Source organism: Actinomadura viridis, from assembly GCF_015751755.1.
Taxonomy (GTDB): Bacteria; Actinomycetota; Actinomycetes; order Streptosporangiales; family Streptosporangiaceae; genus Spirillospora; species Spirillospora viridis.
Map to the genome: position 1 here is coordinate 6,513,490 of NZ_JADOUA010000001.1, position 12,299 is coordinate 6,525,788.

General features: G+C 72.0%; 10 protein-coding genes. 6 read left to right on the forward strand and 4 right to left on the reverse strand.

Annotated elements, in window-relative coordinates; genetic code table 11:
- The first annotated feature begins 170 nt into the window (after positions 1-170).
- From IW256_RS29470 to IW256_RS29480, 3 genes are all read left to right on the forward strand, one after another.
- Positions 171-713 (forward strand): TetR/AcrR family transcriptional regulator, encoded by a 543-nt coding sequence (locus IW256_RS29470; RefSeq protein ID WP_197014053.1) that lies wholly within the window; start codon positions 171-173, stop codon positions 711-713.
- Positions 714-1,030: 317 nt separating this feature from the next.
- Positions 1,031-2,290, forward strand: a complete 1,260-nt coding sequence (locus IW256_RS29475; protein WP_197014054.1) for an outer membrane protein assembly factor BamB family protein — start codon at positions 1,031-1,033, stop codon at positions 2,288-2,290.
- Between the two features lie 176 nt (positions 2,291-2,466).
- Positions 2,467-3,486 carry a hypothetical protein gene (locus tag IW256_RS29480; protein ID WP_197014055.1) on the forward strand — a complete coding sequence of 340 codons (1,020 nt, stop codon included), beginning with the start codon at positions 2,467-2,469 and terminating at the stop codon, positions 3,484-3,486.
- An 84-nt stretch (positions 3,487-3,570) separates the two neighbouring features.
- On the opposite strand, the gene IW256_RS29485 is transcribed toward IW256_RS29480, so the two are convergent.
- The 4 genes from IW256_RS29485 to IW256_RS29500 all read right to left on the reverse strand — a co-directional run bounded on the left by IW256_RS29485 (position 3,571) and on the right by IW256_RS29500 (position 8,615).
- Complete coding sequence (locus tag IW256_RS29485; RefSeq protein WP_197014056.1) at positions 3,571-3,885, reverse strand: hypothetical protein; 315 nt, start codon at positions 3,883-3,885, stop codon at positions 3,571-3,573.
- A gap of 170 nt (positions 3,886-4,055) precedes the next feature.
- Positions 4,056-4,676 carry an L-threonylcarbamoyladenylate synthase gene (locus IW256_RS29490; protein ID WP_197014057.1) on the reverse strand — a complete coding sequence of 207 codons (621 nt, stop codon included), beginning with the start codon at positions 4,674-4,676 and terminating at the stop codon, positions 4,056-4,058.
- A gap of 10 nt (positions 4,677-4,686) precedes the next feature.
- Positions 4,687-5,217 carry a cation transporting ATPase C-terminal domain-containing protein gene (locus tag IW256_RS29495; RefSeq protein WP_197014058.1) on the reverse strand — a complete coding sequence of 177 codons (531 nt, stop codon included), beginning with the start codon at positions 5,215-5,217 and terminating at the stop codon, positions 4,687-4,689.
- Between the two features lie 77 nt (positions 5,218-5,294).
- Complete coding sequence (locus tag IW256_RS29500) at positions 5,295-8,615, reverse strand: alpha-L-rhamnosidase-related protein (protein WP_197014059.1); 3,321 nt, start codon at positions 8,613-8,615, stop codon at positions 5,295-5,297.
- 461 nt (positions 8,616-9,076) lie between these two features.
- Between IW256_RS29500 and IW256_RS29505 the strand changes: the two genes are divergently transcribed.
- The 3 genes from IW256_RS29505 to IW256_RS29515 are packed head-to-tail and all read left to right on the forward strand — an operon-like array spanning position 9,077 to position 12,299.
- Positions 9,077-9,571 carry a hypothetical protein gene (locus IW256_RS29505; RefSeq protein ID WP_197014060.1) on the forward strand — a complete coding sequence of 165 codons (495 nt, stop codon included), beginning with the start codon at positions 9,077-9,079 and terminating at the stop codon, positions 9,569-9,571.
- Positions 9,571-10,953, forward strand: coding sequence for a hypothetical protein (locus IW256_RS29510; RefSeq protein WP_197014061.1), 1,383 nt, complete (start codon positions 9,571-9,573; stop codon positions 10,951-10,953). Before IW256_RS29505 ends, IW256_RS29510 begins: the two co-directional genes overlap by 1 nt.
- A gap of 47 nt (positions 10,954-11,000) precedes the next feature.
- A complete protein-coding gene (locus IW256_RS29515) occupies positions 11,001-12,299 on the forward strand; it encodes a VWA domain-containing protein (protein WP_420535458.1) in 1,299 nt (432 codons plus the stop codon).

A 12,299-nucleotide genomic window follows, 5' to 3' on the forward strand; every position in this document is an offset into this window, starting at 1 on the left:
CCTGCTACGACGTTGAGCATCTCGGTGTCTCGGCGGCTCGCCGGGGGCCCGCCCCGAGGCGGTGGACGCCCCAGGTTCAACCGCCTCTGAGCTGTGGCGATTCACCGACCACCCTCGTCAGCACTGTGGCGACAGGCCGCCCAAGTGCCGCGGGAGGATACGTTGGCAGCGTGAGAGCAGACGCGACGCGCAACCTGGAACTCGTCCTGCGCACGGGGGCCCGCCTGCTCGCCGACGATCCCTCGGCGAGCATCGCCGCGATCGCCGCCGCCGCGGGAGTGGACCGCCGCACCGTCTACCGGCGCTTCGCGTCCCGCGAGGACCTCCTGGCCGCCGTCTACGGGGCCCGGTACGACGCGGTCGAGGAGGCCATCGCCACCGCCCGGCTCCGCGAGGCCCCGGTCGCGGTCGCGCTGCACCGCTACGTGGAGGGGATCATCGCGGTCAACCGCGTATGGCCGGTCGAGACGAGCCGCATGCTCGCCGAGGAGTCGATCCGCGAGCGCCGGCGGCGCCTGATCGACGAGGTCGACGCCTTCCTGCGGCGCGCCACCGACGAGGGCCTGCTGCGGTCCGACCTGCCGCCGGGCTGGGTGGGGTCGCTGCTGCCGCCGCTGATGCTGCACGCCGCGGAGGAACTGTCCGAACTGAGCGCCGCGCAGGCGGCCGACGTGGTGATCGACACGCTGCTGCGAGGCGTCGGCGCCCGCTGACCCGCGGCGACCCGCGCCCGGCTCGTTCGGTGCGCTCGCGCGGCCGTCCCCCCGGCCGGCGTCCCGGCCCGACCGCGAGCACACTATTGCACTCTGAGTGCAATTGAGTCACCATTCATCTCGAGGACACGGCGACCACGCGCCCTCCGGCTGAACCCGGTGGGCGTGACCACGACAGATCCCCGGGACGGGAGCGGCGGCGTACCGGCCGTCCGCTGACCGTCTCCCACCCCCACACCGCCCTGCCCGGCGGGAAGCGACGAAAGGCTGCCGGCATGTTCTTGAGATTCGTCTGGAAACCGGCTCTCGTGCTTGGTGTGGCGGCCTCACTGGTCGCGTCCACCCAGCAGGCCGCCACCCGCCCGGTGGGGCACCTCGAGAACCTCTCGGCCTATGGGCCGGGATGGTCCACCGCCCATGCCGATGCGCGGAACAGCGACTATTCGCCGGTACGCGGGGCGAAGAATCTCACCCAGGCGTGGAAGCGCAGTTTCCCAGGCAGCATCTACCTGGGTGCGACGAACGACGCCGCCGGGCGGGTGTACGTGACGACGAACGGCACCGGCTGCCATCTCCACGCGCTCGACATGGCGACCGGGAACACCGTGTGGTGCTCCGGCGAGGTCGATGAGCGGGCCATCGCGTCGTCGGCGCTTCTCGACCGGGAAGGACATGTCTACCTGGCCGACGGTGAGGCCATGCACGCGTTCGACGCCGACGGGAGCGTCCGCTGGGAGACCCCCATCGTCGGCACGCCTCTGTCGGCGCAGTTCACGCCCGCCGGCAATCTCATCTTCATCACCCACATAGGCCGCGTCTATGTGCTGGACCGTGCCACCGGGCAGCCCATCCTTCCCCCCGTAGAACTCATTCCCGGCGCGCCCGACAACGATGACACGCGTGCCTGTATGCGGGGCACCGCCGAATGCCCTGCCGCCAACACGCTCGCGGTCGATCTCGCCACCGGCCGTTTCTTCTTCACCTTCTGGGACAAGGGCGCGCCGAGCGCCGGCATTCGAGCGATGCAGCTGGACGAGGGCGCCGCCCCTGCCATCCGGCCGCTGTGGACCGTCGAGTCGCTGCCGGGTGGAAGCGCGACCAGCCCCGACCTCTCCGTGGACGGGTCCAGGGTCTATGTCGGTGACAACGAAGGAGGGATTCACGCGCTCGCCACCGCCACCGGCGACAGGATCTGGAGCCATTCCACCGGGTACGCGGCCGGCGGCAGCCCGTCGCTCTCCCCCGAGGGCCTCATCATGCCGTCCGGCGGCGGGGACGGCGCGCTGATGGCGATCAGGGACATGGGCGACCGGGCCCAGCAGGTCTGGAAGAAGGACGGCCTGACCAACCGCGGGATCCCGACGCAGGCGGCGGGGGGCGTCGCCTACGCGACCGTCTCGACGGCGCTCGGGAACGATCTGGTCGTGGTCGACACCGCGACCGGTGCCGAACTCGACCGGGAGCGGATACCGGGCCTGAGCATCTTCTCGGTCGGCACCACCGTCGGCCCGGACGGCACCGTGCTCGTGCCGACCATCACCGGGGACCTGTTCGCGTTCCGGCCGGCCCAGGGCTGATCGTCCGTCCCCGGAACCGCCCGCCCGGCGGGCTCTCCCGATGGCACCGGCGTATCAGGCCATGGCGTCCGGTGCGCCCGGGAACGCGCAGGACGCCTCAAGCGGATGATCGACCGCGCCCTGTGCGGCTGGGCGGGCCGTCCTCGGACGGCCCGCCGTGCGCTTGGATGATGCGGGTGAGCACCTCCCGACGGGGCCTGCCCAGGCCGCTGACAGAAACGACACCCCCCGGAATCGCCGCCTATGACCTCACCCGTCCGGCGGTCGACGGCACGGTCCTCGAACCGGTGGTGGTGTTCCCCACCCCGGCGAAGCCGAGTGCCCATGCGGCGGCCCCGGATCTGGAACGCGCCGTCTACACGACCGGTGAAGAACTCGTATGCGTCGCGCGTGACGGCAGGCCGATGTGGCGCAGCGCGTTCGACGCGGCTCCGGAGCAGTACATGAACGGCCGGGCCGACTGCGCGTTCTCGCTGGACGGCGAGGTGGTGTGGCTCTACCGGCCCGACCTGGCGATGCGGGGTCACGGGCATCTCGACCAGTGGCTCGCCTTCGACGCCGCCACGGGCGCCGTGCTGGGGCAGGTCGAACTGGGGAGCGCGGGGCACGGCGCGCACCATCTCGTCCACCCGGACGGCGAGCACGTCCTGCTCTCCGTCGGCCAAGGACAGGACGGGTCGCGGGTGTACCGCGCCCGCCTGGAGGGCGGCGGTATCACGATGGCGGAGTACGACTGGGACGGCGCCACCCTGTACGACCTGTCTCCGGACGGCGGCCGCATGATGACCGTCCGGGAAACCCCCGGGTCCCTCCTGGAGGAGCTGGTCTTCAGCGCCTTCCCCGACGGGACGGAGGAGATCGTGGTCCCCTCCGAGGCGTTCGGGTACGACGAGGAGACGTACGAGACCTTCTTCATCGGCTGGACCGTGGGGTATCTCGACGCCGGCACCGCGATCGTCTCCGTCCACGGCGAGCGCGCCGTCCCGGAGGACACGGCCGCCGATGACCCCCTGGACCTGGACTTCTACGAGAACCACCTGGTCGACACCGGATCCGGGCGGGTACTCGGGCCTCTCGCGCCCGAGTTCCTCACGCTGGAGGGCATCGTCCCCCTCGGCGACCGCTCCTGGCTGGCCCCCGCCCGCGGCGGGGGCTGGCACCGCCACGTCACGGCGGTTCCCTTGGACGGGGGATGAGGAGTCCGGCGGAAGAGAGCGAGCGGGGCGGTCCAGGGACTGCTCCCGCCCGGCGGGGTCTCTCATCCGTGCCGGCCGGTCAGGTCAGCAGAGGTTCGCGCCGTTGGCCCAGGCCGGGCGGAAGACCTTCCAGGTGACGGAGGAACCGGGCTGGAGGGTGAAGCAGTGCGAGGACGCGACCGTCCAGATGAGCTTGATCCGGTACGCCCGGCCGCAGTGGTTGGTCGCCCGCTGGTAGCTCCAGACGCCCGATTCCCAGGCGTTGGTGTGGATGCACTGGGGTGCGTTGCCCGCCCGCACCGCCCGCGGGGCCGCCGGGGCCGCCGCCGCGGTGCCGCCCGCGGCCAGCACCAGCGCCGTCGCCGAGGCTGCCAGAACGCCGAAGCGTTGGGCTTTCATGAGACCTCCTGAGAGGGTCGGAGACATGTACCGCGGATACTCTAAGTGATTACTCGCTTACTTTAAGTGGCGAACAGGGGTGTCGGATACTCACGCCGGCGTCGGCAAGGAGTACCCCTGGCGGTACGTGCACACCGGGGCAAGGTGGGCGGATTCCCCTGCGTTCGCCCTTACTCGAAGCGGGACGGGTCTCCGGCGCCCCTGCGGAGGATCTCGGCCTCCCCCTGCGAGAAGTCGACGACCGTGGTCGGCACGGCGCCGCACTCGCCGGAGTCGACCACGGCGTCCACCGCGTGGTCGAGCGCCTCCTTGATCTCCCAGCCCTGGGTCATGGGTTCGGTCTCACCGGGCAGGAGAAGAGTGCTCGACAGCAGCGGCTCGTCGAGTTCGGCCAGCAGCGCCTGCACGACGACATGGTCGGGGATCCGTACGCCGACGGTCTTCTTCCTGGGGTGCAGCAGCCGCCGCGGCACCTCCTTCGTCGCCGGGAGGATGAACGTGTAACCGCCGGGGGTGGCCGCCTTGATCGAGCGGAACAGCGCGTTGTTGATCTGCACGAACTGGCCGAGCTGCGCGAAGTCCTTGCACACCAGGGTGAAGTGGTGGCCGCTGTCGAGCCGCCGGATCTCCCTGATCCGGTCGATGCCCTCCTTGTTGCCCAGCCGGCACCCGAGCGCGAAGCACGAGTCCGTCGGGTACACGATCAGCCCGTCCGAACGGAGGAGGTCCACCACCTGCCGGAGCGCCCGTGGTTGCGGGTTGTCCGGATGAACATCGAAGTACTTCGCCATGCAGGGGAGCTTAGGGCGTGTCTCGCAGTGACCTCTGCCTCCGCGCGAGCGCGCTGCCTGCCCGGCGGCGGGCGAGCCGGCGCCGGAGTTCGTCGGCGCCCCAGACGACCAGCGGGAACGGGACGACGAACGCCAGCATGTCCCAGGTCAGGGCGGCGGTGCCCAGGAGGTCCTGGAACGGCGGGGTGTAGATGATGACCGCCGCCAGCGCGAGTTCGAAGGCGATGCCCCACAGGAGCAGCGGGTTGGAGAACACGCCGACCGAGCGCAGGGAGGCGCGTTCGGTACGGGCGGCGAACGCGGTGCCGATCTGGCCGGCGACCAGGCCGAGGAAGGTCATCGTGGTCGCCTGCCGGTAGGCGTGGTGCAGCGGTTCTCCGGGGCCCGTGGGGGCGCCCGGATGCCAGCCGGCGTTCAGGAGGACGTAGAAGAACCCGGCCATCGCCAGGGCGGCGCAGATCACGCCCATGAACAGCCAGGCGCGCAGCAGCATCGTCGGCCGGTCGCCGCCCCGACGCACCCGCGAGGTGCGTTCCCCCACCAGGTCGTTACCCCGGCGGGCGGGAGTACAGCCGGGCCCGCGGCGTCAGCGCCGCGGGCCCGGTCCGCCGGTGCCGGTTACCTCAGTTCCATTTCGGCGAGCTGGAGGCGGTAGTAGCTCGGCTCGTCCTTGGCGGGCGGGCCGAGCCGGGTGACCTGGAGCCGTACGTACCGCGCCCTGGTCTGGTCGAAGGTGTACCGCTTGGCCGAGCCGCCGGGGTTCGGGTGGCCGGTGGCGGTGTGGACGGTGGTGTAGCCGTCCGCGCCGTCCTCCCTGGTCCGGATGGTGAAGTCGACGGGGAAGCCGGGGCTGCCGCCGTCCGCGGTGGTGATGTCGGTCCGGGGGTGCAGGGTGACCGCGCCGACCGTGCGGTCCGCGCCCAGGTCGATCTCGACCCAGATCGGGGAGCCGGCGATGTCGGGGTCCCGGTAGAGGTTGCTGGTGTAGCCCTTCGCGCCGGGGACGCTGGTGGTGATGCCGTCGATCAGCCGGGAGATGCCCCAGTCGCTGTTCTCCAGCGAGTCGTTGCCGGTGACGGTGATCCTCGCGGGGTGCACCTCCAGTTCGGTCAGCTGGAGGCGGAATCGCTCGGGCTCGTCGCTCGCCGGCTTCCCCAGCCGGGTGGCCTGGACGCGCACGTACCGCGCCGTGGTCTTCGCGAAGTCGTACGTACGGGACTCCTCACCGGGGTCGGCCTCCCCGGTGACGGTGCGGGCGACGGTGTAACCCGCCGCGCCGTCCTTCCTGGTGGAGATGGTGAAGTCGACGGGGAAGCCGGGGGTGCCGCCGCCGGCCGCGGTGATGTCGGTACGGGGGAAGAGGGTGACGCCGTCGATGTCGGAGTCGCCCCCGAGGTCGATCTCCACCCAGACCGGGGCGGCGGAGGCGTCGGGCGACGGGAAGGGCCGGCTGCTGAATCCCTTGGCCGTCCCCACGGCGGTCACGAGGCTGTCGGTCAGCTGGGCGAGGCCCCGGTTGCCGCTCTCCTCGGAGCTGTTGCCGGTGACCCGCCTGCCCGCGGCGATGTTGCCGAGCCTGCCGACCCCCGTGGCGGTGAACGTCCAGGTCCCCGGGCCGGCGGTGAAGTACACGTGCTCGGCGTCCGCGCCCGCGAACGCTAGGCCGGAGAACCTCCCGATGAACCTGCCCCTCTTGTACACGGTCCGGCCGTTGGCCTTGATGACGGGCCGGGAGCCCCGGTAAACGGGGACGCCGACGCGGGCGGTGGTGCCGCGGGGCGAGGCGACCTTCAGCGCCACCGTGTCCTCGCCGCGGTCGATGCGCACGCCGATGTCGCCCCGTACCGTCGGCGTCAGCGTGTCGATCTTGGTGAACGACCCGGTCCACGGCACGACGTCGTAGGTCTTCCAGCCGGGCGTCGTGGGACGGACGCCGGCCCCGTAGGCGGAGAGGACGTACAGCGGGCCGCCGTTCCAGGCGTGGTTGTCGGTGCCCCCGTTCTTGTCCCACACCTCCCACAGGGTGTAGCCGGGGTCGGCGACCTGGGACGCGTACCGCGTGCGCATCCTGGTCTCCGCCACGTGCACCGCCCCCATGAGGTACAGCCCCTCCAGGACGTAGAACTCCATGTACGGGCTGGCGTTCAGGTGGGTGCGCAGCACGCTGGTGATCGCGGGGTGGTTGGCGGGGTCGGCCAGGCCGGCCACGACGGCCAGGGCGTTCCCGCGGTCGTCGGTGTCCCCGGTGTAGCCGGGCGAACGGTACTCCTTGCGCGCGGAGTTCCACAGCACGCGGTCGAAGTTGGCCTTGACGCGTTCCCTGCGTTCCTGCCAGGTCGCGACGTCGCCGGAGGCGCCCGCCAGCCGGGCCAGCGTGATCGCCGACTCCAGGGCCAGGTAGTACCAGGCGTTGTCCAGGATCCGGGCGTCGATGTTGCCGCCCCAGTCCGCCCAGTCCCAGCCGCCCGCGCGGTGCCGGATCAACCCGTCGGAGTCGAAGCTCCACAGGTTCAGGTACTTCTTGACCTGCGGGTACGTGGCGCTGACGGTGGCGGCGTCCCCGGTGTAGGCGTGGAAGGTGCCGAACGCCCAGACGGACGCGAGGGTCTGCGGGGGCAGCTCGTTGACCCAGTTCCCGGCGGGGACGGGGGAGTACATGACGCCGTCGGGCTTCTGCCATCCGGCGAGTTCGGAGATGGCCTTGCGGCCGAGGTCGTGGCTGCGGGGGTCGAAGGTGTAGAAGCCCTCCTTCAGCTGGTTGACCACGTCGCCCCACCACTGGGCGCGCTCGCGGGTCGGGCAGTCGAAGTAGGTGTCGCGCATGTTGAGGTACATGGTGCGGGCGGCCTTGCCCCACAGGACGTTGAAGAACGCGTCGTTGCTGGAGAAGGACCCCGCGAAGTCGGTGTCGTAGCCGCTCTCCCGGTACTTCAGGGCGAGGATCTTGACGCCTGAGGGGATCCGGTAGCTGACGCTCGTCCCGCTGAGCCACCCCAGCGACTCGAACTCCTGGACGCCGCCCGTGGTGATGTAGGTGGCGCGCAGGTTCTTCTCGCCGCCGTCCTGGTAGTGGTCGGTCTGGATCTCGATCACGGCGCCGGCCGGGGCGTCGACCTTCAGGTACGGGGTGATCTGCAGGTTGGACGGCAGCTTCGCGTCGATCGTCCGGCCACCGGCGGCCGGCAGGGAGTCCGCGTTGGCGTAGTCCCGCAGGCCGCTGATACGGAAGAACGGGATGGGCCGGGGCACCAGGGCGTTCCACGGCGCCGCGCCCGCCGCGGCCACGTCGGTCGCCGCCCGCCAGGCGCCGTCGTCGTAGCGCGGGGTCTCCCAGCCCGCCATCGCCGTCGCGTTGCGGGCGTCGTAGTGGATGTTGGACTCGGGGAGGCGGTAGTTGGGCTGGTCTCCCGAGCCGTCCGCGCCGTAGCCGGGGTGGACGACGGCCTTCCACCCGGCGTCGCTGACCAGCGTGGTGGTCGTCCCGCCGGTCACGATGTCGGACTGGAACAGCAGGCCCGCGCGCCCGCTGTCCTTGTGGGAGAACCCGTGCTTGCCGAAGTGCCAGGCCAGGACGGCGATGGTGTTGTCGCCCGCCTTCAGGTGCGGCGCGAGGTCCAGCTCGTCCACGTAGGTGTCGTCGGGGTTCGGGCCGCGCTTGAGGCCGCCTTCGAAGACCACCAGCTCGCCGTTGACGTACAGCCAGTACTTGGAGTCGGCGGCGATGCGGGTGCGCGCCGAGGACGGCGCCGCCGGAAGGGTGAGCGTACGGCGGAACGCGGCCCACTGGTTGGCCGCGCCCGCGCCGGGCCAGATCCAGCGGGCGGTCAGTGTGACGGGGGCGGCCTGGGCGGCCTCCCGGGACACGAGGGCGGTGGTGCCGGCCAGGAAGGCCACCGAGGCGGCGGAGCGCAGCACGGTGCGGCGGGACGGAGAGTCCATGCGTGAATCACCTTGGGTCGAACGTGGGGGTGGGAGGTCGGCCCGGCGCGTCCGGACGGTCCGGGCGCGGGCCGCGCCCGCCCGCCCGGAGCCGGGGGACGGCGTTGTACCAGGGTGGTCGTCGGCGTACGCGACCGGTCACGGTACGTACGAGGGCGTCTTAAAACGTTCTAATCGGGAAGGTGATCGAGACGCTAATGTGACGCAGGTTACTTGTCAATAGTCGATCACTTCAGGGACGCCACGACGGCCACCTGCGACGGGCGCGTACAGGACGGCCCCGCCGTCCGCCACCGATCCGCTGGGAGGCGTTAAACCGTTTTAACGAAGGCGCGCCCGGGCGTCACTCTCCGGGACGGCCCGGCCGACGTTGCCGGACCGGGCACGAGCGTTGTCGGTGGGGACCGCTAGCTTCCCGCCATGGTCGATCGCTCACGACGATGCCCGGCTGGAGGTCATTCTTGAACGCGGACGAGGACGCGGTGGAACGGCGCAGTACGGTGCGGGTGATACCGCCCGTACACGCCCGGAAGCTGGCGAAGGTGCCGTTCGTGGAGCTGGCGGACGGCCGGCTCCAGGGCGTGGTGTCGAGCGGGTCGGACATCGCGCGGGTGTACGTCTCGTCCATCACGGCGGGGACGCACGGCTACAGCTGCAGCACCAACAACAACCGGCCGTGCGGCGGGCTGAGCGGCGGCTACACCTGCAAGCACCTCGACGCGCTGGCGACCGAGGCGGTCCGGCAGTACGGGCTGGAGCGGGTCGCCCGCTACCTGCGGGTCGAGGTCGGCGAGGGCGAGGATCTGCTCTACGCCCTGAAGGGCTCGAAGGATCCCGCGCCGGCCGCGGTGGTGTTCAGCCGGTTCCTGCGCCACCTGGCGTACCTGGAGATGCCGGAGAGCACCGAGCCGGTCCCCGAGATGCAGTGGTTCCCGTCAGCGGGGGCGGTGCTCTGATGCTGGCGACGGGTCTCAAGAAGCTGACCGGCGGCGAGCCCGAGGCCGTCGGGGAGGCGCTCGACCTGGTGGCGGGCCTGGACGACGCGCTCGTGCACGGGCTGGCCCGGATGGGCGAGGCGCGGGCGGCGGCGCTGGCGGCGTTCGCCGGCGCGCTGGGCGCGACCCCGCTCGGCGCGGCGGCGGGCGAGGCGGCCGGGAAGGCGGCGGCCGGCTCGGCCGGCGACGAGCACGTGGCGGTGCTGGCCGGGGGCCGCGCCGCGGTCCTGGGCGCGGTGCACGACGCGCTGCTCGACCGGCTCGACGGCGCGCTGGGCCGTGCCCGGGCGTCCTGGGAGGAGCGTCCCGCCCCGGCCGAGGTGCCGGAGAACCTGCTGGTGGCGGCCCGTTCCTGGCTGCGCGAGCTGGCCATCGCCGGGTGGCGCGGCGTCGACCACGACCTGGTCTCCGGTGCCGACCGGGTGATCGAGGGGCTGTGGGCCGAGCCGGCGCTGCGGCGGCTCGCCGTGCTGCTGGACGGGCTGGCCGCGGAGCTGCGCGCGTCCTGCCCGGTCGCGACGATGGAGCGGGTGCCCGCGCGGCGCTGGGCCGACCTGTGGACGCGGGCCGTCCTGCTGGCGCGGGCCGGCTCCTGGGCCGGCGCGGCCGAGCCCGTATCGGGCCGGCTGCTCGTGCTCGGGGTGGACGTCCACGAGCACGGAACGGCCGTCCAGGCGCAGGTCCACGGGGTGCTGGAGCCCGCCGGGGGCGAGCCGCGGCTGGTGCGCGCGAGCGTCGCGGCGGCGAAGGTCGACACCATCGTCGGCCCGGCCGTGTGGCGGATGCTGAACGCCCACCCGGTCCTGCTGACCGCGCTGGCCGAACGGCGCGCGCTGGAGCTGACGGACATGCCGCTGACCGCGGGCGGCGACCTGCTGTGGCACGAGGGCCGGGCACGGCCGGGTGAGGCCGCCGACCCGTTCGCGACGGCCCGGATCCGGCTCGGCACGGCGACGGCCCCGGCGGTCCCGCCGCTGGACCGCCACCCGGTGCGCATCGCCGAGCCGGTGCTGCTGGAGGGGTACAAGAGCGACGGCCGCACCGTGACGCTGGACGGCACCGCGCTGGAGGTCGACACCGGCCGGCTGCCGTCCTGCGGGCCGCTCACGCCGGCGCTGGTGAAGGCGTCCACGGCGTGCATCGGCCTGGTGCGCTGGGACGGCGGCCGGTGGCTGCTGCAGCCGCTCGCGGTGCGGGCCACCGTCAAGAAGGCGCCGGTCGAGGCCCACACCGGCGACTGGGCGCTCGGGCCGACCGACCCGAAGGTGGTCAAGGCCGAGGCCCGCGCCGGTGACGCCGTCGCCGTCCTGCGGGAGCGCGCGGGAAGGCTGCTGCGCAAATGACCGGGGCACCGAACGGCGAAGCCGTTCCCGAAGCGGGCGCTCCCGAGATGGGCGCTCCCGAGATGGGCGGGCCGGAGATGGGCGGGCCGGAGTCCAACCGGCGGCAGGTCCTCTACTGGCGGCTGCTGGCGCGGCTGTTCGATCCCGAGGAGCAGCCCGCCCTGGAGACCGCGAGCGTCGCGATCGTGGACGACCTCGGGCTGCCCCCGGCGCTGCTCGACCCCGGGGTGTCGGTGGACACGCTCGTCCAGCGGTTCCCCGACCTGGGCGCGGAGTTCGAGGGGCTGATGGCGCCCGACGACGACGCCGACCCGGCCGAGCGGGTCCGGCGGGCGGCGCTGGTGTCCAAGCTGCTGCTGAACGTGTTCGCGACCGGGTCGGGCGAGGTGACCGCGACCCGGCTCGCCGGGTGGCAGCGCGACGCGGGCTGGCTCAAGGCGGCGCTCGGTGCGGAGGGCGCGGGCGAGCTGGGCGGCACGCTGGCCGAGATCGAGGGCGGCCTGGTCGACCGGATGCGGCTGCGCGAGGTGCTGGCCGACTCCCGGCTGGCGGGCAAGCTCACCCCGAGCATGTCCCTGATCGAGCAGCTGCTGCGGGACAAGGACAACCTGTCGGGCGTCGCGCTCGCCAACGCCAAGGCGCTGATCCGCCGGTACGTCGACGAGGTCGCCGAGGTGCTGCGCACGCAGGTGGAGAAGACCTCGGTCGGCACGATCGACCGGTCCGTCCCGCCCAAGCGGGTGTTCCGCAACCTCGACCTCGACCGGACGATCTGGAAGAACCTCACCAACTGGAGCCCCGAGGACGAGCGCCTGTACGTGGACCGGCTCTTCTACCGGCACACCGCCAGGCGCACCACGCCCGCCCGGATGATCGTGGTGGTGGACCAGTCCGGGTCGATGGTGGACGCGATGGTCAACTGCACCATCCTGGCCTCCATCTTCGCGGGGCTGCCGAAGGTGGACGTGCACCTGGTCGCCTACGACACCCGCGCGCTCGACCTGACCCCCTGGGTGAACGACCCGTTCGAGGTCCTGCTGCGCACCACGCTCGGGGGCGGGACGAACGGGACCGTGGCGATGGGGCTGGCCCGTCCCAAGATCGCCGATCCGCGCAACACCGTGCTGGTGTGGATCTCCGACTTCTACGACAACCGGTCGCTGATGACCGACTTCGAGGCGGTGCACCGGTCCGGGGTGAAGCTGATCCCGGTCGGCTCCGTCAACAGCTCCGGCCGCGCCAGCGTGGACCCGTGGTTCCGGCAGCGGCTCAAGGACCTGGGCACCCCCGTGATCTCGGGGCACATCCGCAAGCTCGTGTTCGAACTCAAGAACTTCATCGCTTAG

What these genes read in the sequence shown, in the direction of transcription:
- IW256_RS29485 (WP_197014056.1), bottom strand. Translation starts at nt 3,885, where the DNA reads ATGAAAGCCCAACGCTTCGGCGTTCTGGCAGCCTCGGCGACGGCGCTG.
- IW256_RS29490 (WP_197014057.1), bottom strand. Translation starts at nt 4,676, where the DNA reads ATGGCGAAGTACTTCGATGTTCATCCGGACAACCCGCAACCACGGGCG.
- IW256_RS29500 (WP_197014059.1), bottom strand. Translation starts at nt 8,615, where the DNA reads ATGGACTCTCCGTCCCGCCGCACCGTGCTGCGCTCCGCCGCCTCGGTG.
- IW256_RS29510 (WP_197014061.1), top strand. Translation starts at nt 9,571, where the DNA reads ATGCTGGCGACGGGTCTCAAGAAGCTGACCGGCGGCGAGCCCGAGGCC.
- IW256_RS29515 (WP_420535458.1), top strand. Translation starts at nt 11,001, where the DNA reads ATGGGCGCTCCCGAGATGGGCGGGCCGGAGATGGGCGGGCCGGAGTCC.